Genomic DNA, 22538 nt, shown 5'->3' on the forward strand with positions numbered 1-22538 from the left:
TTTTATGCATTTTCTCCGCTGTAATAAGCATAATCTCCTGGCAGCTTAATATTGGGAATCCAAAGTTCTTCTCCATCCCATCCCTTTGAAATATTCCCGGTAATTTTATAAACAGTAAGTACTACTTCCTCTGTATATTCATCACCTAATTTTCTGTCAGCGGGAGAAAGTAATGTTCCTGTTCCTTTTCCTATATCTCTATTACGGCGAACAATAAGTTTTCCTTGTGTTGCAGGATCTGCCGCCAAAAACGTATTGATAAATCCTATAAATACTTTCGCATTCCAGTCATCAACTTCGGAATCCATATGTTCAATAAGTTTTACTATCAGTTTTAAACTTACCGTATACAAGTCATTATCAAAACATTCCAATATTTTATCTATATCCGAAACTGTTCTATTCACTGGATAGAATGGAAAATAATTTACTCCGCCTGAATAAACGCCAACGGCCTTTTTATCCAAAACATTTTTTCTTGTCGGTTTCAAACCCGTCGGGTAAAATATTTTAACATTGCACCCATTGCTTGAATTTTCAATTTGCCGGATGATACTATTATTAGTCCTGTTAATATCTGAAAACAGTTTGAATAGCTTCGGCGGCATAAAGACACGCATTAAATCTGGATCTCTATCATACCCAAACATCCTTGCATGCTGCCACATAGTATCTGCCTGCGGACTTTTTGCCACACGGCAGTAATATATTGTCTGAAGCTGCGGAAACGTAACTCCCCGCCCTAAGCTATTGCCGCCAACAATAATATTAATGCCTGTATCATATTGCGTATTTTCATCGTATGACACGATTGAGTTCAACATTAAAATATTCACTTTATCATCCAGCATTTGGGCAATTATATAACCATAAATTTTATCCAACGGAAAAATATCTCTTTTAGTATCTTTTAGTGATTTATAAGCAGCTTCAAACGCTTCATATGTTTCCTTTTCGTCATATGAATGGCAAATTTCATTCAAGTAATTCCCTATCTTATTTGCAAAACTTGAATGCTGGCTTGTTTTTACACTTGGATGAATCAAAAAATTGCAAACGGTTCCCCCTGCCAGCATAATATGTCCGGCTGCGATCAAATGCATGATAAGTGCGCTTTTTAAACCGTTTTCAGGAAATTCGTCATCATTTAATAATTCTTCTGCCTCGTCATTATCTGTCAAAATAATTTGCTTTGGTTTGTCCTCTGTAAAAAAGAAATTTCCTCCCAGATACTTTTCACCTGGTTTAAAATAATAAATGAAATATGGCTTCCAACCGCTTTTGGACGTTTGAAGCAAAATCGACTGCGGAGTACCGGTCACTTCCATATAGACACTGCTGGAAGTTGTTCTTTTTATTTCATCCAGATGCTTATTGATTGTACTCTGCTTGTTTTTGTTTACCTGTGTATTTAAACTTGCTGCGTCCGCCTCATCATCTACAATAAAAAGTGGATTTCCAGTACAAAAGTTTGTTGATATGAAATTATTTTTCCATTGTCTTAAAACGGATGCATTTTTCTTCAAAACAATCACCGCTGGTTTACGGAGATTATTTTGGAAAAATTTCAGGTAATCATTTTCATCGCATACACAAAAATCACACAAATCTCTTTCTGCACGCTTAAATGTTTGTTGTTGTAAAAGAATGTTATCTGTCGTAAGCAATACAAAATTCATGAAACTTTCATCAGCAGCTGCACACATAAGCCCAAACATATGGCTTGTCTTTCCGCTTTGAACATCCCCCACCAGCAAACTTACAACATGATCTGTAAAGGAAAAATTCGATATGTACTGAGGAATAATATTAGACACCGTTTTTTCTATTGCAGCAGATAAGCCAATATTTCCACATTGCTTTATCCGTTCTAAATATTTGTCCAAATAATTCATTTCTTCACCTCAAAATCAAGAAACCAGATTCCCGGCGTTATCGTTTTGGTAAGCGTAAATGTATCCCGACCGTAATCTTTCAATGTTTTTGCTGTCACTGGTTCTCCAACTTTTAATACTCCTGCATTTTCTAAGCGTCCTTTAAGCCACTTCCCAAGAATTTTTAAATCTCCCTCTGAGCGGAAGTTTTTACTATAATCTCCGCTAACCTTGCACTTAAAAGACCATCCGTCATCCGTAATAACTGTGAAAACTGCATTCTCTGTTTTACTTTGAGGATATCCTTCCTGACTTGTGACATTTTTAGGAACAATCAATTCAACCTCATACCAATGCCGCGGTTTTACAAGCCCGTTTTTCGATTCTCGTCCTTTCCCAAAGAAAACATTCAGATTGCTTTGTGGCGATATCTCATACGGCTTAATTGGAATTTCGAATGATGTTTTTGTCTTTGCATACATTGCAAGTGCTATATCATGCGGAGAAAGTCTTTTTACAAATTCATGTCCTTCAAGCAAAGGATTCTCCTGATTAAACTCATTTATATCAAGTTCTGCAATATTTTTAGTGGCTGTCTGCGCAAGCTGCGAGATAAACCCGCTCATTTCCTTTGTAGCATTTTGTTCCTGTAGGAGTACAGAATTTTCATAAACCCTTACACCGCCATCTATTATGCTGCTAAGATTATTAGAGCCTATAATACACGCAAACGGGCCTTTATCATTGCTATATGAATATAGCTTTCCATGGTAGCGGAAAGCAGTGACCAGCCTGACGCCGCCCATGTTATTTTCTGTGAGAAATTCATTCAAATGCATTGCTGCGTTGTATTGAACCTTTGTGAATTTGTCAAAATAGTGCATCCCCACAATTAAATTTAGTGCCTGTATGTTACAATTCAACTCAATCGTTTTTTGTAATTCTATCAGAGCATCAGAAGAAACATATCCCACAGCAATATCTAATTTAGATGTCTGCGGAATAAGACCGTAAAATGTATCTGCAAATGTTTTGCACCCTGTTTTTAATGGAGGGTAATTAGAAACCAAAAATTCCATACTCTGTCCTCCCTTAGTTCATTTGTGCTGTCACATATTCAAGACGCTGTTTTATCGTCATAGTTTTCATCTTTTCATATTCCGGCATTAAATCAATCGGTTTATAATCACCTGTAAATAACGGGCGCAGGCGTTTTGCTACTTCCCGGACACCCACAGGCGGGACAGCGTTTCCAATCTGCCTGCGAACCTCTGTGACGTTCCCTTCAAAAATAAAGTTATCCGGAAAAGATTGCAGTCTTGCCCTTTCCCGATTGGTCAAAGGACGAGGCTCCGGATAATGATATCCCCATGTGCCTCCACCTCCGGCAGCGATAATTGTTTTTGCCGGTTCATCCCGTTTAATCCGTCTATAAACATGGCTGATCATGCCTTTAACATACAGCGGATTATCTTTCGGGATATCAGTAAAATTACCGCCTTCCGGTATGAGTTCCAACATCTTCTTTGTTTTTTCTTTAATATTGATCAATTCATTGTTAGTTGAAACCTGCTCTACACCAACAAGTGCCTCTCCAGCGGTAACATACGGCAAATCCCCATTTGGCCCATGTGTCGGCTTCGGATGAACAAAATCAAACCCTGTGTCTATTCTTATCCCGACAAACAAAACCCGCTCCCTAAACTGAGGGACTCCATATTCCGCAAAATTATATAAATGAGGTTTAACAACATATCCCGGTGCAATACTCTCGAAATCTTTTACAATAGTGTCAATAGCTTTCCCTCCATTTGCAGTCAGCAAACCCTTTACATTCTCCGCCACAAAGGCCTTTGGCTTTTTGCCGTCAACAAATTCTGCGAAATGTCTAAACAGCCCTCCTCTTGTTCCATTCAGTCCTGGTTGTTTCCAAATAATCGAAAAATCCTGGCATGGAAAACCACCCAGAACTAAATCACATTCTGGTATGGTTTTATCTTTATATGGATTTATCTGTGTTATATCCTTATAGCGGATAACATCTCCAAAATTTGCCGCAAACGATTTACAAGCCCATTCCGCAAAATCATTTGCCCATACAGTTTCGTATCCCTCCATATGAAAGCCAAAATCAAGTCCTCCGCATCCCGAAAAAATTGACACGATTTTCGGCTTATATGTAAAATCCTTTGTATTATCCATTTACAAGTACCTCCATAAAGTCTGTAAATATCCATCCGGCACTTGCCGTAAACTGAAAATTGTTTCCTTACTTGGAGGTAAAATGGGAACGAGACTTGCGTACACCAGTTCTTTTGCAAGATTGTGTACGTTCCTGTAAATGCCCGCTTCAATTTTACCCATTCTATAATACTACAAAAACACACGGTTTTCCACTGAAAATCCATATTTTTAAGCCCATTTTTTTGAGTGGCCAAAACGTACACATTTCTGTAAAAATGCCCGCTTACAATAACTTGGCTTTTTGGTAAATTTCTGCCCGGTAACGGAATGTAGACAGTGGCATACCGCATAGTTCCGCCGCTGCCGTTCCAGTAACTTTCCCGGATTTCCATAGCTGGTAGACTTCATGAAAGTTCTCCGGCAGGGGGCTTGGAGGCCTTCCGAAGCGCACACCTCTGGCTTTCGCCGCTGCGATCCCTTCCGCCTGCCGCTGCCGAATGTTTGTCCGTTCATTCTCCGCCACAAAAGACAGCACCTGTAATACAATGTCGCTTAAGAACGTTCCCATCAGGTCTTTGCCCCGCCGGGTATCCAGAAGTGGCATATCCAGCACCACAATGTCAATCCCATTCTCCTTAGTAAGAATCCGCCACTGTTCCAGTATCTCCGCATAATTGCGTCCCAGCCGGTCTATGCTTTTAATATAAAGCAGGTCATCCTTTTTCATCCGCCGTACCATTCTCTTATAAGCCAGACGGTCAAAATCCTTGCCGGACTGCTTATCTATAAAAACATTCTTTGTCGGGATAGCCAGTTCCTGGAATGCCAGCCTCTGCCTGTCCTCATTCTGGTCACGGCTGCTGACCCGGATATATCCATATATGTTCGCCATAGTTCCCTCCTTCCTGCCGTACCGGAAGAGCAGTTCCGGGATCTGGCAATATTTCTTTTCAACATTTCCATGATACTTTATGCCCCTGCCATACCAAACAGCTAAAACAGTGGCTCTGCACCCGATAGTTTGGACACAGGCCGCCTGATATTCAACACCATTTTGTGGCAGCATATAGCACTGGTAACAGAGTGGTGGCGGACAAAATGTCCGCCACCACTTTACAGGGATTATCAGATACAAAATCTGGACTGCCATTTTTTCAACGTGAACGACAAAATGTCGCTCACGTTCTCTGCCTATAATAATGAAACAGGCCTTTCTACATTTGTCCTCATGCAATATCCTGTATGGCCTTAACCGGCTGGAACCCATGCTCTTTTGCATAAGCCCTTGCCGCTGCCCGGCGTTCTTCGCTGTAGGGTGGCACAAGCCGGATAGACAGCCGGGATTTATCCAATACATAGGTCACGCTGCCTTCCGGCGTGGTTCTCTCCAATCGGCACAATAGCGGATACTTACGGCTGAACTCCGCCAGCCTGCGCTTCAAATCCGCATTAAACGTATAAACACTGGCCTCAGATTCCCCCTCATTGAAGTTCACGATTGTTTCTCTCTCATATTTAGACAGCTTCTTCATACATATCCTCCTCACGATTTGTGCTTGACTCCACAGCCTTCATAAATTTCTTTGCCCTGAAATATCCTCCCATCTCCATGCGGAGATGATGATAGAAGCAGGAATGCCAATCTTTGGAGCCTTCCGTTTCCATTTTCCGGGCAAGTGCCAGCAGCCAGCGCTTCGCTTCCTGATCCACGGTCAATGAAACCAGCCACTTCAGCCTTGTAACCGTATTGTAGTAATCCGGGCATCCATATACATACAGCACTTTCTTTTCTCTTATATCCAGCTTCATAAATACCTCCGTTTCTGCCGTCCTTGCGGCATTTTCCATTCTCTTACTCATTTACTGCTCCTGCACATTCCCGGTGCCTTTTGACATCCAGTCAAAAAATGCTTTCTTACTGACTTTAATCAGCCTGCCGCTCCTGAATGCCGGGAATCCCGGCGTGTGAACCAGCTCATAGGCGCTCGCTCTTGAAATTCCCATAATGCGCCGGATGTCCGATACATCCAGAACCAGAGGGAGATCATCATAGTTTTTTAATTTTTTGTTGTCGCTCATTTCCTTGCTCCTCCTTATATTTGAATTGATAAAACCTTGTTCTTCATTTGAATGTTTCCTGTCGCCGTTCTGCCTACCAGCCGTTATCCTCAAAGCCCCATTCCTGCGGCGTATCCCGTATTGGCACGCTCCCCGGTTTCCCGGCTCCCGGCGCTGCTTCCCCTCACGGTCATATCACTGTCAGACGGTCATTCACTTGTCAATGTACTGCATGGTACGAAATTACCATGTGCAATCATCATATCGGTTTTTCCTTGACGAACGCAATGCTTATACGGTATCATGAGTGTAACGGATATAACTAAATTATAAAATTACCATAAACATTAGGGAGATTAGAAAAATGGAAATGGAATTCTTGCGGCATGAACCGTGCTATGACCGTATCCTGCTTGTCCTTTCACTGGACAGGCAGAAAAAGAAAGAGCGCATCCTGATCGGCGAGGAACTGCAGATCCGCTTCCGCCTGCGGGGAAACACGGATACCGATGTCCTGTGCGATGTGACACGCCCTCTGGGGACTTTCCTTGCGGAGTTTGAGCATGATCCAGACGGGGAATGGAGCCGCCTTGGGCTGGCACCGCTCCGGGAAGCCCTGCACTCCAACCGCTGGAAGCAGCCTGCACTGGAACAGTCCGCCGGGGAGTTTCTGTCAAAAAAATATCTCACCGGCGACCCGGTGAGGATGTATGCGGCATTCCGTATCTGGAACGATTATCTGCTTGCGAGAGAACCGAGGGAGAGGGCGAAGGCCTGTGACCGTTTTATGGATAAAATGAGCCGCTTCACGCAAATGTTCCAGGAAAGAAGCCCGCTCCGGTTTGACCCCGACACCGGAAAACCGGAGCGTTTTCAAATCTCCAGCCGGGTGTTCGGCACTGTACCGGCGGAAGAAACACGGCTTGACCTATGGTATCCGGACAATAAACGCAATACGGAGTGCGTTGCAGCCTATGCATCCCTTTATCCGATAGTCACCTATTACCTGAACCGGCTGAATGACTGGGGGCTGCATTTCCGGAAATGCAAGATATGCGGACGGCTTTTCCTTGCTGAAAGCCTGCGTTATGAATTGTGCAGTGACAAATGCCGGAAAGCACAGGCACTCCAGAATAAGCGAGAATTCGACGAAAGAGCCAGGGATAACAATTATGATCTGGTCTATAAAAACGAGTGCCAGCACTGGCGCAACATTATTAACAAGGCAAAAAAGAAGCCCGGCCTACCGGCTGACCGGCTGGAAAAAATGCAGGCTGCCTTTGAAGCGTTTAAGAAAGAAGCCCTTCAAAGGAAAAAGGCAATCAAGACAGAAAAAGCCAGCCCGAAAAATTTCACGGACTGGCTGTACCAGCAGAGCAGCATCCTGACTGATCTGCTGGAAGAATCCTGACCGGGCAGCTTCTGAAAACGGTATTGTACCATTTTCGGGAAACTGCCCGCCGGGAAACAGCAAAAATTATTCATTTACACATAGATCAGTTCTGCACGGACGATTTCTTCCGCACGGCTTCGGATAGAATTGCAGCGGCGCACCCATTCAAGCTGGTCATCCGCTTTCAATTCCTCTGTCACACCCTCAGCGACCTGCATCTGCTCTGCAATTCTGTCCAGCCGTTCCTGTGCCTGTTCGTCCAGGTCAGCAAGATATGTCCATAATTTTCCAGTAAGAAGCAAGCTGCTGTAATATCCGGGGCGGTTTTCTTTTAAATACTTCTGGTGCATCCGCCCCCAACGACCGATAGGGCGATTTTCCTCCGGCAGTGTCAGCATGGGGATATAGTAATCCCCGACAAGAACATAGTCAATGCCGTTCTCATGTGTGTATTTCGGCAATTTCTCCATTATCGACCTCCTGTATTCAATTATTCAGAATCCAGCTGATCGTGTCCCTGTCCATGTGAAATTCAAGGCAACTGAACTCTTCACCAACAAGTATGTCATATCCCGCATGATCTTTTCATAATCGACCTCCACGTCCTCCCGTGTAGGTATCTCCTGTTTTTCTTCCGGCGGTATCTCTTCTTCTTCTGTCGGTACTGCCATAAGCTGTACTTTCTTCGGCATTTCCTTCATCCATCCGGATAAATCGAGGTCGAAGTCCAAATCCGTCTCTTCGGGATCTTTTATTCCCTCTTCCCAGTCCATATCGGCATCCGCGATCTCCAGCGCCGCCGCTTCTTCCCCGCTTTCTTTCTCTGTGCGTTCTTCCTCCAGCACATCGTTTTCCGTCTCATCCGTCCTGGCTTTCGGCGTCGTGGAGAACACGTCTATGATGTCCTGAAACACGGCGTCAAACCGCAGTATCCCCACATGTTTGTCCAGATCCTGGAACATGCACTCTCCGTTCCCCATGTTCATGATCGCGGCCTTGTTCTGCGCATTTGGCTCCAGACCCAGATATTCGCACATGCGGACCGCCTCATTTTCATTTGTCGTGCAAAAACAGAATTTATAGGTGATCGTATTTTTGATCGCCTCCGTCGGAAGATCCAACACGGAATGGCCGTTGAAAATGCAACCCGTATACAGAGATCTGCCCATACGGGTCAGATAATCATACATCTTAACCCCTTCCGTAGTCTTGGCAAGCGCCCAGCTCTCGTCAAATAAGATGACGGAAAAAACATTCCTCTTAATCAACGCGAATTTCTTGGCAAAATGAGAAAGCACCATCATAATCACAGTAGAAATACTCTCCTCTGTCGTGTAATCGGCCTTTGACGTCTCCGGAGACGGCAGCTTCAGATTTTGTATCTGCAAAATATTCAGACGATTGTCCAGAGAAATCGTCTGTTCCCCTCCTTCTCCGATCAGAAGCCTGGCCATTCCGGCAGATCTGCGCAGACGGATCTGTCTGGCCGTCATCCTCGCCGGTTTATACAGATCATCTTCCGGATCAAACTCCTCCAATATTTCTGAAAGCCGCATCAGGGACGGCTTCTTCCCGGACGTATCTTCCGACATCCTGTTTGCCGCCTCTAAAAGAGCCGTATATTCCATGGAATTGGAACTGTACTGAAACATTTCCGTGATGACATTGATGGCCAGTTCATTCGCCTCATCCGGATCGCCGCTGTAAATATTATAAGGATCAAGCATCCCCGTATTGCCCGCATCCGCCGACAGTGTCACAGTAGAAATCAGGCCGCGCAGCATGGAAAATTCGCTTTCCCAATGGCTTCTCTCCCCTTTGGGGTCAAAGATCAGACCATAACCGCCATACATTACCGTGAGAAAAACCAGTAGATTCGCATTGAAAGACTTGCCAAAACCCAGGTTTCCAAAGAAAGTCGCAGAAGCCGATTTATTCCGCAGACAGGCAAGCCCCATATCCAGAAAGACATTTTTTTCTTCCTCGCCTGTCGTCCCTATGTATCCGCCTTTTCCGTCCCCCAGTTCCCTGTTGACGCCAATCACACCGCTGGCCAGTGTTGTCGGCGTGATCGGCATGATATAGTCTTTAATCGTTGCTCCAACGGTAGGGATAAACGATAAAAACAGTTTGATCTGATCCGCGATCGGCCTCTCGATGACAAAATTCATGTCCTGGTACTTTTCCCGGATCGTTGTCGCCCGTTCTTCCAGTTGTTTTTTCTGATCAGCAGCGACACAGATTGTGATTGATGTATTCAGTACCGGATCTTTGTTCGTCTTGATCTCGTTTTCCAGTGCGGCGGCATATTCCCGGCCGGTATACAGATCATCCGGGATCTCCGCACCGCCTTTTTCCGCATTTTCGCTCTGGCTGTCTATCTCCCGCTTTTTCAGATCAATCTTACGCTGCGCGCCTCTGCATTCGATCGCTTTGATATGAATACACACTTCCGCCTGAAGATTCTCTTTTTGCAACTCATACAGCCACTCGTTTCCCGGGAACTCCCATTCATCGGGCAGACCTGTCACGGCAAGAAAAGTCTGATAGGAGACGGCTCTGTCATGCTCCACCCGGATCGTCCGTTCCTTTGTCGTGATACTGCCGGAAAACAGATTGACGATGTCTCTTCCCCACGGATGGATCACTTCTTCTCTGCCGACCCGATCCATGCGGTATTTGGGCTGCCACACTCCCTGATCCGCGTTCTCATAAAACAACGGGATCTCCTCCTTCAGTCCCCGATAAGCCACCCTGCGGAAGATCCATTGCAGCTCCTCCCCGCATACTTCGTTCATACTCATTTTCTGATTTTGCGAGAAATACCAGTCATCCGCGGCCTTCTTCACGCGCTGCACCCTGCTCATCAGAATATCCTTTGTGTCTACGCTCAAATACACATTGATCGCATTGACCGGGTCTTTGATAAAATACTGCCAGGCATGGCTCATGCTGGAGATCAGATCACTGCCTCCTAAGTCCTCGATCTTCACGAACAGATACGTGCGGTAATCATGATTGTCCGACTCCAGCGACCGTTCCTTCAGATAGACTTCCACCTGATCCGTATAACCACGCGCCGTGTCATACAGGACATCTTCCCGATCCAGCCCCTCTCTTAACGCCTTGTAATGCTCCTCGATGTTCTGTCCCATCGGCAGGACAAGAATCTGTACTTCCGACAGGATCCCGGCCAGAAAACGCGCCGTCTGGAACAGCACGCCTATTTTTTCACTCTTATTCAGAAAATCATAGTCATATCCGGTCAGCCGGAAGGCGCCCCAGCAACTCTTATCGGCATTAAAAATAATATTTTCCGTGTAGAAATCGATCGGACATTTATACATTCGTGCTCTCCTTCCTCCGTACCCTTTTCTCCTTCAGCGGCTTTCTGTATGCCCTGCTGCAATTCCAATCAAGGACAAGACGCTCTGTCCTGCCCTGATGCTGCATAAACCGTTCCAGATACCGGTACCTGTCATGCGCCAGATATATGATGCCGCCTGCCAGATATTTCATGGGATTTTTTCCATCCACCTTCATTTTTCTCATCAGATACATGATGCCGTAAGGAAGTAACCCAAGCCGGATGACAACCGGTACCACTGTGATAACCGGAAACAATTTCTGCAACAGATAAATGCAAAACGCCGAACTAATGAGATAGACGCCGCCCCACAGCTCGATCGGCACCGGAAACACAATGTTGCCGATGTTATAAATTTTCTTTTCAACCTTCCATACTTTCGCATAGGAGTAAATCGTCAGTTTATCATGTTCCATTTGCTTCCCCTTTCTGTCAGCCAAAGATTGCGCCGCCGATCACATTTCCGATCTCCTGGATCTTACTTGGATTGGAAATAAAAAATATCACGATCCCGCCTACAATGAGCGCCACAAGCACTCCCACATAATTTCTTTTAATGCCGGAGATAAAAACAACGACAATAACAGCAATAATTGCAGCCCATAAGAGATTTTCGAAAAAGATGCCGCTGGCAAATTTCTCCACATAGTTTGTCGCAAAGACGACGTTCCCCCAGCACAGGGAAGTCAGCAGTACCATGCCAAACAGAGTCGATAATTTCCTTCCGATTTTCTTTCTATCCGTTGTTTTCCTCATATCCATCGCATCCATTTTCTTTGTTCTCTCCATCCTCTCATCCTCCTACAAATGTCCCGTTTTTGTGTTCATGTCTTTGATATAATATTTATCGCCATCGGCAGTTACCGAAACGTTCAGACTCTGCAAAAGCTCACTGCCGCTTTCCACATCCGTCACCGTAAATTCCACGAGACATAAGATCCCGCTGTCCGTATCATAGCAGTTCATGCTCTCCAGGCTGCCAAACCTGTAGGTTCCTGACAGGCCCTGAAACTTTGCCCGGTCCGCGTCCTTTGTCAGGTAATACTCGATCACATTCTGATCCTGCTCATAATATGCCGTCAGGAAACTCGTAACAGCCTCCCTGACCGCATCGACGCGGCTGTCGATGATCGTCGTCCCGGAATACGCCGGCGCACTGTAATTCTCGATTCCGATCCTGTCATTGACGATGACCGGTATCCCTTCCACCACATACCTTCCCCTGTCACTGTAAATAGGGATCTTCAATGTTATCGACTGCGTCTGCAGGATCGTGTCTGTTTCCGTCTCTCCGTCCTTCTCGGACGTCACTTCCCGCTCATACTCCACTGCAGACAGCACATATACATCGTACTGATCTTCGGCATAACTCTCCTTCCGGTAAGCCTTCACATATATTGCCATTGTTTTTCCCGCAAAATTCATCAGGTCGCCGGCCCGGCCGTATATCTCTTTACTTACATACGGCATGATTCGTCTGGCATAATCACTTTCCTGCCTTTTCTCATAGGTCAGATATTCCCTGGCAAAGTTCTGAGCAAATCCCATGATCTCTTCATTGTCATCTTTATAGTCGGAAAACTCCCTTCTGAAATCACGGATGATCGCCTGTGCCTGTTCCGTTGAGTCTTTCTGAATACAAACTCTGACCCCCTGTACAAAGATAAAAAGGAGCATCGTCCAAAGAGAGATGCGCATGATCCGCATTACCGTATTCTTCCGCATCACATACACTTCCGACCGCTTTCGTGGCTGCCTTTCCCGCTTTGCTTTTTTTGCCCGTTCTTTTTTCTTTTTCTGTGTTGTCTCATCTTCCTGTTTTCTCATTTTATTTTTAAGAAACATGCTTTTCTATCCTCTCCTTTCTCACCCAAAAAAGTCCAGATTCAGATCATATTCGTCCATAGCGGCTTTTTCCTTCTCAAACTCTTCTTCGCTCATCCCTTCATAAGGATTGCTAACCGGCTGCGGATTCTCTTCTGCCTTCTGTGTAGGTTTCGGAGCACGTTCGCTTTTCCCTGCGGGCACTTCCGCAAACGCCTTTTCGGAAACATCGCCTGGCGTGCCCGTGAGCATACCGCCAACCTCTACAGAAACATCCTTTAACATCGTTTCATCGTCAAAATAGTACGCCTGAAACTGCTGCATCTCATTTCCGACTTTACAGATAAACCGGCCTTTAATATCCGGTATATTGCAGGCATCCGTACTTCCCAGGACGATCTCGGAGGCCGTCTTATCCGCAAACCTTCCGGAAATACGGACAGGTATGTTATTCTTGATCTGCCCCGTTAATACATTGGCATCCGGCCGCTGCATACCGAGTATCAGATTGATTCCTGTCGCTCTGGAGAGCCTTGCCAGGGTGGATATCTTTCCTTCTATTTTCTCCATCAGCTCTTTTTGCTCTTTCGAAGATCCTTTTTTATCCATCATCTCCGCCAGTTCGTCGCAGAACACCCCGACACGGCAGAGGTTCTTCCCGGTCTTTTTGTTGTACTCCACGATATTTTTCACCCGCATATTTCGAAACAGCGTCAGTCTCTGCGCATTTTCTTCTTCCAGCATTGTCAGGACCTGCAAGGCTCTCTTTCTCTCTGTGACGACTTCGCCATACTGTTCATAATCGATGCCGAATTCTACCCCACCCTTAAAATCAAACATATACACGCGGCTGCCCTGATTGATAAACTGCCACAGAATCAACCGCAGAATCACGGACTTTCCGGATCTTGTCTCCCCGGCGGCAAGCACATGCGGCACTCTGTTCAAGTCAAATGTGATCTCCGAAAGCGCGCTTTTTCCGACCGTAATGACGCCGGAGCTTTCCCTGATCAGCGCATCCTGCCAGTCGATCTTTTCCGGTATCCGGAAATCGCTGGGAAGCGTCGTCACCCTGACGATCCTTTTACTGTTTCCGTTCTCGATCTTCAGAATCGTACAGTCAAACGCCGTCTCCAGCAACGCTTTTCTGTTCCGCCATTCCTCAACCGGAATATTGCTCTGAAAGATATAAATCCGTTTTTTATCCTCTTCCTTTGTCTCACACAGATACGGGTATCGTCCGTCCTTGCCCTTAAAGTCGATCTCTGTAAACGCCGCCTCAAACTCTTTACGCCCGGCTGGCCGTATGCTTCCCAGCACAAACAGAACAATCAGCGGGAAAGTAAGCAGTGCATAATATAAAATATATCTGACAAAGACGGGAACCCGAATCTGTAATATCTGATCTTTGAGTAACAGAGTTGTAAGAACGGCAAGAATACAGAAACCGAAAAACAGGAGAAACTTTTTCAGACTGTTCAGCTTTTTAATCCCACGGAATATCCCGACGAAAATTGCTTTCACTGCTTTACAGATTCCGATCAGCATCTCTTCCAGCAGTCGATTCAACTCTTTTTCCGCGCCTTTCATTTATCTGCTCCTTTCCGACTCTGGCACTTCTTTCGGTATCTTCACTTTGATCTCCTTTCCGATTACTGCCTGTATTTTCCTGTCTTTATATCTGATTATCATCATCTTCCCCTCATATTTCCTCACAAAGCCTCTGCCGGGCTTTATCTGAAAATGCTCTGTATCGGCTTTGGAATACAAATATGAATCAATCTTCACCTGATACATTCCATAGCGTTTTTTGAGCCTTCTGTGCCCTATGTAGACATATTCCTGATCCATATTCATCGCCAGAATTCCGACCGATCGAATCACATAAAAGAGAACATAATAGATGATCACCCCACCGGAAGTCGCTGCCGTTCCCTGTGCTGCGTAACGCATAATCCTTTTTGGCAACAGCCCCTGATCCATGGGAATGTCAACGATCGTTCTCTCCGGTTTCTCCTCCGGATCAGATCTTTTGCTGTTCCCGGTTTCTCGCGGAAGATCTTCCGGAAGTCTGAACTCTGTCACCAGAACCGGAAGATCTGTCACTTTCAGCAGATCTGTCGGCTGATGCACCGGGATGACCGGATCTTTGACGATCGGTATAACACTTCCCCCATGGTCTGAATTGTCTTCCTGTTCGTACCAGTCCACCGGCGGTATCTCTATTGGCGGAACTGGCACCGGCGGCCTGCTCTCTCCGCTTCCACTCCCTCCGCCGCTTTCTTTCTCTGCGGATTCACTCTCTCCGGTTCCGTCATTTTTTTCATTTTCATCTCCCCTGTCAGGCTGAACGATGTTGGTTACAGTATGGGATACTTCCGTCACATTGCCGGCCCGGTCCCGTACCTTACAGATATATGTCCCATTTTGGGACACTTCATAGCTGTTCTCCTTCGTCCAGGCGCTGCTGTTTTCTCCCTTCTTTCCATAGCAATAGCTGTCTATGCCAGAGCTTCCATCGACCGCACTGGCAGCCTCATCCTCCGCTTTCATGTATAAGATTACACTCCCTTCTGTTTCCTCCTTTGTGTTGGCTGTAACCTCTGCCCTGGGCGCCAGTCGGTCGATATTCATGACCTGATATGTTACTTCTGCTACATTGCCGGCCCGGTCCCGTACCTTACAGATATATGTCCCATTTTGGGACACCTCATAAGTATTGCTGCCTGTCCAGACCGGATCGCCCTGATCATCCTCCTTGTAGCTATAGCATTCCTGCATAAGTCCGGAACTGCCATCGGCTCCTGTGGCATCCGCATCTTTGGCTGTGGCCGTCAGTGTCACCTTATCGTTTGTCCATTCCTTTGTATCCGCCGCCAGCATTATTTCCGGCGCCAGCCGATCGATATTCGTAACTGTGATCCGTGCCTCTGTGCTGCTCCCTGCCGTATCACGTATCTTGCAGGCATATGTCCCATTTTGGGACACCATATAACGATTACTCCCTGTCCAGATGTCATTTCCGTGTTCATCCTTTTCCCAGCAATAGGGCGTACTCCCAAGCCCGGTCCCTGTGCCTGTCGCTTTCGCTGTCAGCGTCACTTCTCCCTTCGTCCACTCGGTTCCGGAGGCGGACAGTTCCAGAGCTGGCATCGCTGCATGGAATTGAATCCTCACATAACCGTTCCCTGCATTCACTCCGTAGCTCGACGCGTCTAACTGGCTGGTCTGCCAACCTACGCTCCCACCTATGCTGTTCATTACCATGCTGCCTCTGTTCCCGGTCCCGTTTTCTGTATAAGTCCCATTACATGGATGATCACGAAGATCCATCCGGCCGGCGCTCCCGCCGCTTGCCGAGAGAATAGTCGTGCCGCTACACACGACATAGGACGCTTCCCCCGCATTTCCTATGCCTCCGGCAAAATCCACGTCGTGATCTTTGCACATGCCAGGCGTCTCATGAAATGTCCTGCTTCCGCCTTTTACCGCTGCTGTAATAGACAGGACCGTTCCCTTTTTCAGCCATGCCCGGCCGCCCCGCATATCCCCTTTGCTGCCGTTCACGCAATTCACGCTCCCGACTTGATGTTTCCCGCTGTTCCAGGACACATAGGTGGAACCGCCTTCACTGCCATAACAGTAGATGTCATAATACCCATCTACAGGCGCTGCAAAAGTCTGTATACCGCCGGTATATTCATAGCGGTTTTCCTGACCTGCTTTCAGATCTGTCGGCGAGATACCGAAGCTGCCGGCCCTTGCTTCGACATTCGCCGCCACTTCAATAAATTTAAGCTCTATCTTTGCCGCATGTGGCGCAGGCACCTCCGCAGCATATGTAGCCCCCGGCAAACCTTCCTGATCTTTCATCTGCACAGTCTCTTCAAACTTTCCGCTTTCATTGACCGTTTCCTTTTCGATCTCTTCCAGCTCATCCGTTTCGGTTCCCGGAAGATGAAGGTTGTCTTCCGGCGCCCCGGTTTCTGGAATTCCTTCTTCCTGCTCTTTTGGTTCTTCAGACAGATCTCCTTCCTCTGTCCCCTCTGGCTGTTTTGGTTCTTCTACTGAATCTTCTGTCTCCTGCTTGGGCGCCTCACTTTCCTCCTCTTCCGCTTCCTCTGACTCTTCCGATTTCTCACCCGGTTCTTCCGGTGTCTTCACAGTTTCTTCCTGCTTTTCCGGATCTTCGTTTTTTTCATTAAGATCTTTCTGTTTTTCAGCTTCATCTTCCGGAACTTCTGCTGCTTCCTGCTGTTCTCCAGTTTCCTGTGCACTGACGCTTACTGGTACCGACGAAAACAATAAAATGGCACACAAGCATAAAACCTCCAGCTTTTTCGTATCCTTTCTCAACATTTTTTCTCCCCTTTTCTCCGACTTATGACCAACTTTCTATTAAACAAATATCTCTTTGTCGTCGAAAATCTTTTATGACGTAAACTTTTCATCACTTCCTGATTCGCTTCCTCCACCGGCATGACTTTTTTCAAATCGTTTCTTTTCAGACAGGCAAAGATACGCCTGAAATCATGGCACTCCAGATCTAACTCCCAGGCTCTCTTTCTCAAAGTAGATTCCGCATAAAAAAGTTTTCCTTCCTGATGTTCCCTCACATAACTCTGTAACCGATCATACAAATAAGCATCCGGAAGGCATTCTATGACTCCATTGCTTCCGCCTTTCCCATTCGTTACGTTCACGTAAATCAATCCATCTTCAAAGGCTATCTTTTCCGCATCCAACCCTGCCAGCTCTGACACACGCAGCCCAGATACCAATGCGAGCCGGAACGCATATTTCGTTTTCGGATCTTCGATCTGATTTACTTTTCTTTTTATTTCATCAAGGTACAATATTTTTTTAGGTTTCACAGAACGGTTTCTTTTTTTCTGGTTGATCTGATGATAAAAATCATCGCCTGGAAACGCTGCCGCCGATCGGGCAGATAATCTTATGTCCCTTCCGGGACCTGCACCGCCTGCCGTACCATTATGAACTTTTCTGTATTCCTCAAAATATCGAAGCCCGTTCTTTACTGCGCTCACTTCATTTCTTGTTTTAAACAGCAGCGGTATCTTCTCCTGATAAAAATCAGCATCCAACTGTTTGATGTCTTTTCTTATGTCAACATCCCGGTACAGCTTCACCACCGCACTGTAATATTTCCTTGCCGTATTTGCATTAGGCACCTGGTTATATAAATATTTTCTATATGCTTCCAAATCGTCATATTTCATGTACTATTCCTTTTTCTTTCTCTATATATAGGTTAGAAATACAGTCATTTCATTCCTGTATTTCTAACCGCTATATCACGTATCCATATAGCATGAATACAATCGGCATCATCCGATCTACTCTGACAGCCACAGCATGTCTGTCGAGATCCGGACGCTGTCTGTCCACCTGTATTCATGCTATATTACTACGTAATATAGCCTATTATCGTGACAGACCTGTTTCCTGTACGAAACCTCTTATTTACTGCTTTGACTGCCAGGGCTGTTTTATTGCTGTCTATGTGCATTTCCAAGTAATTCCTTCATGGTCTCATAGACTCCCGCATCAAGTTTCACACAGCGTTTTCTCTGGCCGTCCAGGCATACTTTCTTCGTCGTTTGGTTATGATCCGCATCGATCCATTTCATCGCTTTCCAACGTTTCAACTTTTCCAGTGATGTCAGATATTTGTTTTTATCAAGAAGCTGCTCCAGATCACGGCGGCCAATAATCAAATATCCTTTTGCTTTCTTCACATTATTTTTTTCCAGATAATTACAGATCGCTATAAATTCACGTATCATCGTCATCAGCATATACGCTTCTCCTATCCCTGCTTCAGAACAGTCCCCAAAAAAAACTGGTGACGCTCTCTCGCAGATCCTCATTGAACATGATTGTAGCCCAAGTAGATACGACAACAATTATTAAAAGTGCCCAAAAGCTAAGCCATGTCCGAAATAGGAACCCCTCTAACCTGTCAAAAAAACGATCGATCTTTTCTTTCAGCCTCCTGTTCTTCTCTCTCTGATCCTCCTTCTTCTGTTCTTTTTCTTTTCGTCTTAATTCGCTCTTTATATGCAGCAATTCCTGTTCCATATCTGCAATGTGCATATTCTTCGACTTCAATTCCTGCTCTTGTTCCTCTACCTTGTCGATCAGCATGTTTTTAGATACACGCAGTTCCCTGTTTTGCAGAGCCAGATCTTCGCTTTCTCTTGCTCCCACTCTTTCACTCCTCTCCGGATATATTTATTTTTTATAAAAGGGCATACTGTCTCGCAATTTTTCTACGGACTACCTTGTTACTTGTCAAGTTCATTTTGATTTATTTATATTTTTTTTAGAAAAATGCCCTAGTATAACCCAAATCCTTATCCTGAAATTTGATGCAAAACAAAAACACCCACCCCTGAGAGCAATGTCATTAAGCTAAAATAATTTTCTGTTAAGTTAAGGTATTTTGGAAATTGTCTTTCAAATTTAAAAAATTAAATTTATTAAATCAAAAAATGTGATTTAATAAAAATTTCATAGACTATCTTAAAATTATAAAAAGTGGCAGTTCCAATTTTCCTCAGAACTGCCACTTTCAAAGTATTTCTTGTTGTCTGTTATTCTTTATTTTTACCTGTGTTCGCTTATTGTGAAAATTCAGATATTTTTCTTGAATTAAATATTTTGTATTTTTATATTATTTTCTATCTGCATTGATTCCTCCCCCAAAACTATATTGATACGAACAGGCAAACCATAATGTTTATCTACTGCTATCTCTTTCTTAGGTGGTTCGATAGACTTTAATCCGTCTGCAATCATATCATAGGATTCTTGATTTATCTTTCTTCCACGCTCTCGTCTGTATATTTCCAATGCTCTTTTGATTCCACGTGGATAAAGATAATTCATGCATTTATCAGACCCATAGTCAAAACCATATTCTTTCTTAAATTCCTCCATGTTGACTGTTGTGTACCATCCCCAACCATTATAGTCAAGACCGCCTTGTAATCTGTCCGGTCTTTTCATTGAGGTGTAGTTTCCAAAAATTTCTACTCCGGTTAGTGATTTGAAGTCACGAAACAGCATGATATATCTTCCCCTAAATCTGCGGATAAACCACGGTAATTCCAGTTCAGTCTCTTTCTTTGAAAGAATGTCCTGCATTTCGTGAAAGCGGTTTATGTATCTTGCTGTAAAGATGGTTCCCTTTGTTCCAGTCAGCTTGTGGGCGATAAATTCACAGCCTTTTTTTGTAACCTTGTAACAAGGGAGCGTCCTTCCTATGCTGTCTTTATACTCTGAATTTCGGAAAAAATCATTGAATCCAATTTTGGCTTCAATAAATTGTTCCTCATATCTGCGCAAATCTCTCAACAGCTTGCTATGCTCTTTTTCTATCATTTCGGCTACTTCTCGGCTGTCTAATGTCTGTTCTATCGTCTGCATATCATGCTGACTTGAAAAAGTAAATTCCAGTGCAGGACTAAATTCCACCCTATTTTAATAGTTGGCGATTTTATCAAATTTTTTTAGGCAAATTGATAGGAATTCGTTTATAATAGAAGCAACTTCCTGCAAAATAATCGAATGGATGACATGACAAACAGACCGCTGGAAATGCAGTGTGCAAGACTGAATTCCACCAGCCGAACATATGAAATGTGAAAAGTCTATTTCCTGTCTGACAGCAGATTTTTTGTGGTGGTTAGTGGTTAAAGCGTATCAGCTTAGGCGTCAGGTTGACTTCATCGGGAGGAATCGGTCTAAGCTGAAGTGCTTTTAAAGTGCGGGCCCCATAAGTCCATAATGCTGCTTCATAAGGAGTGCGCCCGCCAAGGCTTTCCCGCGGCATGGAGTTGATGTGGTTTACGATCAGGTTCACATCCCACTGGGTCAGGAATTCAAAACTGGTGCCTTTTGGGAGAACCATCCGGAGCAGGGTGTGTGCGTTTTCAACACCGCCTTTTTGTCCGCTTCGCATAGGGTCACAGTAGAAGACGCTGGAGCATTTTTCTCCGTATATGTCGGTTTCCAGAGAGTCTGGGTCACCGAATTCCGAACCCCGGTCTGTAAGGACGGTATGGAACAGAAGATGGAAATCGGTATCCAGACGGTTTTTAAGCCGGTCAAAGACTATGCGGACAGCGCCGGTTGTGCATCGGTTCATCAGGAAGGCAAGAAACAGCTTTTCCTTGCGCAGATAGAAAGTGAGCAGTACTTTTTTAGAGTCTCTCGAAGAATGTACGGTATCCATTTCAGCGGCCCTCTCTCTATAGTCCGGGTCGAGCAGGAGAAAATCACTGTACATGCGGCCTGAAAACACTTCACGGTTGGTAATCTGTGTTTTGTGGCACTTGCGGGGCCGGAACTTCGTCTTGCGTTTCAGGTCGATATTCCTGGCTGTAAAGAGTCCCTTATCGATGTAGGTGTAGACGGAACGGACGGACATATCCAGCTCCGGATGGTTTGCCACGATCTGATAAGGGGACTGTCCTTGATAGACCAGATGGGAAACCAGCTTGTCTTTCTTTGCCAGTTCGGTCTTTGTCATGTTTAAGCCGCTTCGGGAAGAGCTTAGGGTCTCAGTGTATTTACGGTGTGCAAAACGGGCATCGTACACATATTTGTGGGCGATGGTACATTTATGGAGCGCCTTGTCGCAGCCATTGCAGACATAAGGGGCCTTGTCCAGACGGCCGCATCGTTCCCGGGCAAAATCTCTGCATGTCTGGTTACAGGATGGACAGGAGGTGCACTTGATCCCACAAAGAATGATCTTGCCACAGACATTTGTTTTTCGACAGTGATATCTGTGGATGCAGAAGTTATGGGCATTGTAGAAGGTGCCCTTGTGATACCAGTCGCTGAGCCGGTGCTTTTTGACCTCTTTAGAAATGGTAGAGGGATCTTTGCAGAGGAAGCGTGCAATGTCTTTAAAGGATGTTGCAGAGGAAAGGGCTTTTTCAATGTAAAGCCGATCCTGCAAGGAGAGATGTTTTTGATTGCCAGGTATAAGATTGCTCATGATTTCTCCTTCTACTGCTGTCAGAAAGCAGAGGAATCATATCATAAGCGTATGAAGAAGTAAACTCTACTTATGCAGAGGTAAATGCTACTGTAGTTTGAGAAGGTGGAATTTAAGATTTCATTTCAGAGTCTGCATATCATCACGCCTCTCTACTTGAATTTTCCGAAAGAGAATGATATGATAGATTTATCATTTCCCTTTTGGAAGTGATGTGTATAGAGGTTGCAATCATTGGAAGTGGGAGCAACCTCTATTTTTCTTTTTTCAAAAGAAGATGAACCCCTTTTCTGATAGCTTCTCCTTTTGTGATTCCATGCTCTATACAGTATTGGTTCAGCTTATCATCAGTTTCTTTGTCAAGCCGAACGCTTGTCCGTATATTGATAGGGTTATCTACTTTTGGTCTGCCTGTGCGTGGACTCAATTTTCATCACCTCACTTTTAAGCACACATAAAGTATATTAAATGCACGCTCGAAAGTCAATAGGGAAAATGATATTTTTTTTGTACAAACTTTAAAAAGCTGTTCTGCTATATTTAGTTTTTCAATGTGCAATTTCCGATTAACCTTAACTAAACAAGATAATTCTTTAACTGAATGACATTGCCCCTGAGAGTGGATGTCAACAGTAACACGAAAAGAGCCGCTTACAAAACAAGCGGCTCTGAAGACATCTGTCAGAAACTTTAATAAAAAAATACCTCCCACTTATTGTGTAAGACAGAAGGTATTCATATACTTCTTATTTCATACTTCAAATTTTATCATTTTATCTTGAGATTACGTTCTTCCCAACTGCCTGG

At 44.8% G+C, this 22538-nt stretch carries 21 protein-coding genes; 1 reads left to right on the forward strand and 20 read right to left on the reverse strand.

Annotation, left to right across the window (positions count from 1 at the left end; genetic code table 11):
- Positions 1 to 2: 2 nt before the first annotated feature.
- The 7 genes from V1224_09400 to V1224_09430 all read right to left on the reverse strand — a co-directional run bounded on the left by V1224_09400 (position 3) and on the right by V1224_09430 (position 6137).
- A complete protein-coding gene (locus V1224_09400; GenBank protein ID WWR14720.1) occupies positions 3 to 1895 on the reverse strand; it encodes a Z1 domain-containing protein in 1893 nt (630 codons plus the stop codon).
- Positions 1892 to 2953, reverse strand: a complete 1062-nt coding sequence (locus V1224_09405) for a restriction endonuclease PLD domain-containing protein (protein ID WWR14721.1) — start codon at positions 2951 to 2953, stop codon at positions 1892 to 1894. The genes V1224_09400 and V1224_09405 overlap by 4 nt, the downstream gene beginning before the upstream one ends.
- A gap of 13 nt (positions 2954 to 2966) precedes the next feature.
- Entirely contained in the window at positions 2967 to 4076 is a 1110-nt protein-coding gene (locus tag V1224_09410; protein WWR14722.1) for a DNA cytosine methyltransferase, read from the reverse strand.
- A 265-nt stretch (positions 4077 to 4341) separates the two neighbouring features.
- Positions 4342 to 4950 (reverse strand): recombinase family protein, encoded by a 609-nt coding sequence (locus V1224_09415; GenBank protein WWR14723.1) that lies wholly within the window; start codon positions 4948 to 4950, stop codon positions 4342 to 4344.
- A gap of 334 nt (positions 4951 to 5284) precedes the next feature.
- Positions 5285 to 5590 carry a molecular chaperone gene (locus tag V1224_09420; protein ID WWR14724.1) on the reverse strand — a complete coding sequence of 102 codons (306 nt, stop codon included), beginning with the start codon at positions 5588 to 5590 and terminating at the stop codon, positions 5285 to 5287.
- Positions 5574 to 5918, reverse strand: a complete 345-nt coding sequence (locus tag V1224_09425; protein ID WWR14725.1) for a hypothetical protein — start codon at positions 5916 to 5918, stop codon at positions 5574 to 5576. The genes V1224_09420 and V1224_09425 overlap by 17 nt, the downstream gene beginning before the upstream one ends.
- Positions 5919 to 6137: a helix-turn-helix domain-containing protein gene (locus V1224_09430; protein ID WWR14726.1), complete on the reverse strand. Its 219-nt coding sequence runs from the start codon at positions 6135 to 6137 to the stop codon at positions 5919 to 5921.
- 343 nt (positions 6138 to 6480) lie between these two features.
- Between V1224_09430 and V1224_09435 the strand changes: the two genes are divergently transcribed.
- The gene (locus V1224_09435; protein WWR14727.1) at positions 6481 to 7527 is read left to right on the forward strand and encodes a hypothetical protein; all 1047 of its coding nucleotides are present in this window, start codon (positions 6481 to 6483) and stop codon (positions 7525 to 7527) included.
- A gap of 74 nt (positions 7528 to 7601) precedes the next feature.
- Here the strand turns inward: V1224_09435 and V1224_09440 are convergent, their stop codons facing one another.
- From V1224_09440 to V1224_09500, 13 genes are all read right to left on the reverse strand, one after another.
- Entirely contained in the window at positions 7602 to 7979 is a 378-nt protein-coding gene (locus V1224_09440; GenBank protein ID WWR14728.1) for a TnpV protein, read from the reverse strand.
- Positions 7980 to 8003: 24 nt separating this feature from the next.
- A complete protein-coding gene (locus tag V1224_09445; protein WWR14729.1) occupies positions 8004 to 10856 on the reverse strand; it encodes an ATP-binding protein in 2853 nt (950 codons plus the stop codon).
- Positions 10849 to 11292 (reverse strand): TcpE family conjugal transfer membrane protein, encoded by a 444-nt coding sequence (locus V1224_09450; GenBank protein WWR14730.1) that lies wholly within the window; start codon positions 11290 to 11292, stop codon positions 10849 to 10851. Before V1224_09450 ends, V1224_09445 begins: the two co-directional genes overlap by 8 nt.
- Positions 11293 to 11308: 16 nt before the next feature.
- Positions 11309 to 11665 carry a TcpD family membrane protein gene (locus V1224_09455; protein WWR14731.1) on the reverse strand — a complete coding sequence of 119 codons (357 nt, stop codon included), beginning with the start codon at positions 11663 to 11665 and terminating at the stop codon, positions 11309 to 11311.
- A 12-nt stretch (positions 11666 to 11677) separates the two neighbouring features.
- Positions 11678 to 12703 (reverse strand): conjugal transfer protein, encoded by a 1026-nt coding sequence (locus V1224_09460; protein ID WWR14732.1) that lies wholly within the window; start codon positions 12701 to 12703, stop codon positions 11678 to 11680.
- A gap of 39 nt (positions 12704 to 12742) precedes the next feature.
- A complete protein-coding gene (locus tag V1224_09465) occupies positions 12743 to 14290 on the reverse strand; it encodes an FtsK/SpoIIIE domain-containing protein (GenBank protein ID WWR14733.1) in 1548 nt (515 codons plus the stop codon).
- Positions 14291 to 17059, reverse strand: coding sequence for a hypothetical protein (locus tag V1224_09470; GenBank protein ID WWR14734.1), 2769 nt, complete (start codon positions 17057 to 17059; stop codon positions 14291 to 14293). It abuts the gene before it with no gap.
- Positions 17053 to 17940, reverse strand: a complete 888-nt coding sequence (locus V1224_09475) for a site-specific integrase (protein WWR14735.1) — start codon at positions 17938 to 17940, stop codon at positions 17053 to 17055. The genes V1224_09470 and V1224_09475 overlap by 7 nt, the downstream gene beginning before the upstream one ends.
- Before the next feature lie 270 nt (positions 17941 to 18210).
- Entirely contained in the window at positions 18211 to 18519 is a 309-nt protein-coding gene (locus tag V1224_09480) for a hypothetical protein (GenBank protein ID WWR14736.1), read from the reverse strand.
- Positions 18520 to 18541: 22 nt separating this feature from the next.
- Positions 18542 to 18931, reverse strand: a complete 390-nt coding sequence (locus tag V1224_09485; protein ID WWR14737.1) for a hypothetical protein — start codon at positions 18929 to 18931, stop codon at positions 18542 to 18544.
- Positions 18932 to 19375: 444 nt separating this feature from the next.
- On the reverse strand, positions 19376 to 20152 hold the full coding sequence (locus tag V1224_09490) for a Rha family transcriptional regulator (protein WWR14738.1): 777 nt from the start codon (positions 20150 to 20152) through the stop codon (positions 19376 to 19378).
- A 259-nt stretch (positions 20153 to 20411) separates the two neighbouring features.
- Positions 20412 to 21731, reverse strand: coding sequence for an IS30 family transposase (locus V1224_09495; GenBank protein WWR14739.1), 1320 nt, complete (start codon positions 21729 to 21731; stop codon positions 20412 to 20414).
- A 253-nt stretch (positions 21732 to 21984) separates the two neighbouring features.
- A complete protein-coding gene (locus V1224_09500; GenBank protein ID WWR14740.1) occupies positions 21985 to 22158 on the reverse strand; it encodes a ribbon-helix-helix protein, CopG family in 174 nt (57 codons plus the stop codon).
- Positions 22159 to 22538: the final 380 nt, after the last annotated feature.

The organism is Lachnospiraceae bacterium JLR.KK008 (genome assembly GCA_037015955.1).
GTDB lineage: Bacteria > Bacillota > Clostridia > Lachnospirales > Lachnospiraceae > VSOB01.

Coding starts and splice junctions, on each gene's coding strand:
- V1224_09400 (WWR14720.1), bottom strand. CDS start 1,895: ATGAATTATTTGGACAAATATTTAGAACGGATAAAGCAATGTGGAAAT.
- V1224_09405 (WWR14721.1), bottom strand. CDS start 2,953: ATGGAATTTTTGGTTTCTAATTACCCTCCATTAAAAACAGGGTGCAAA.
- V1224_09410 (WWR14722.1), bottom strand. CDS start 4,076: ATGGATAATACAAAGGATTTTACATATAAGCCGAAAATCGTGTCAATT.
- V1224_09415 (WWR14723.1), bottom strand. CDS start 4,950: ATGGCGAACATATATGGATATATCCGGGTCAGCAGCCGTGACCAGAAT.
- V1224_09420 (WWR14724.1), bottom strand. CDS start 5,590: ATGAAGAAGCTGTCTAAATATGAGAGAGAAACAATCGTGAACTTCAAT.
- V1224_09425 (WWR14725.1), bottom strand. CDS start 5,918: ATGAGTAAGAGAATGGAAAATGCCGCAAGGACGGCAGAAACGGAGGTA.
- V1224_09430 (WWR14726.1), bottom strand. CDS start 6,137: ATGAGCGACAACAAAAAATTAAAAAACTATGATGATCTCCCTCTGGTT.
- V1224_09435 (WWR14727.1), top strand. CDS start 6,481: ATGGAAATGGAATTCTTGCGGCATGAACCGTGCTATGACCGTATCCTG.
- V1224_09440 (WWR14728.1), bottom strand. CDS start 7,979: ATGGAGAAATTGCCGAAATACACACATGAGAACGGCATTGACTATGTT.
- V1224_09445 (WWR14729.1), bottom strand. CDS start 10,856: ATGTATAAATGTCCGATCGATTTCTACACGGAAAATATTATTTTTAAT.
- V1224_09450 (WWR14730.1), bottom strand. CDS start 11,292: ATGGAACATGATAAACTGACGATTTACTCCTATGCGAAAGTATGGAAG.
- V1224_09455 (WWR14731.1), bottom strand. CDS start 11,665: ATGGAGAGAACAAAGAAAATGGATGCGATGGATATGAGGAAAACAACG.
- V1224_09460 (WWR14732.1), bottom strand. CDS start 12,703: ATGAGAAAACAGGAAGATGAGACAACACAGAAAAAGAAAAAAGAACGG.
- V1224_09465 (WWR14733.1), bottom strand. CDS start 14,290: ATGAAAGGCGCGGAAAAAGAGTTGAATCGACTGCTGGAAGAGATGCTG.
- V1224_09470 (WWR14734.1), bottom strand. CDS start 17,059: ATGTTGAGAAAGGATACGAAAAAGCTGGAGGTTTTATGCTTGTGTGCC.
- V1224_09475 (WWR14735.1), bottom strand. CDS start 17,940: ATGAAATATGACGATTTGGAAGCATATAGAAAATATTTATATAACCAG.
- V1224_09480 (WWR14736.1), bottom strand. CDS start 18,519: ATGCTGATGACGATGATACGTGAATTTATAGCGATCTGTAATTATCTG.
- V1224_09490 (WWR14738.1), bottom strand. CDS start 20,152: ATGCAGACGATAGAACAGACATTAGACAGCCGAGAAGTAGCCGAAATG.
- V1224_09495 (WWR14739.1), bottom strand. CDS start 21,731: ATGAGCAATCTTATACCTGGCAATCAAAAACATCTCTCCTTGCAGGAT.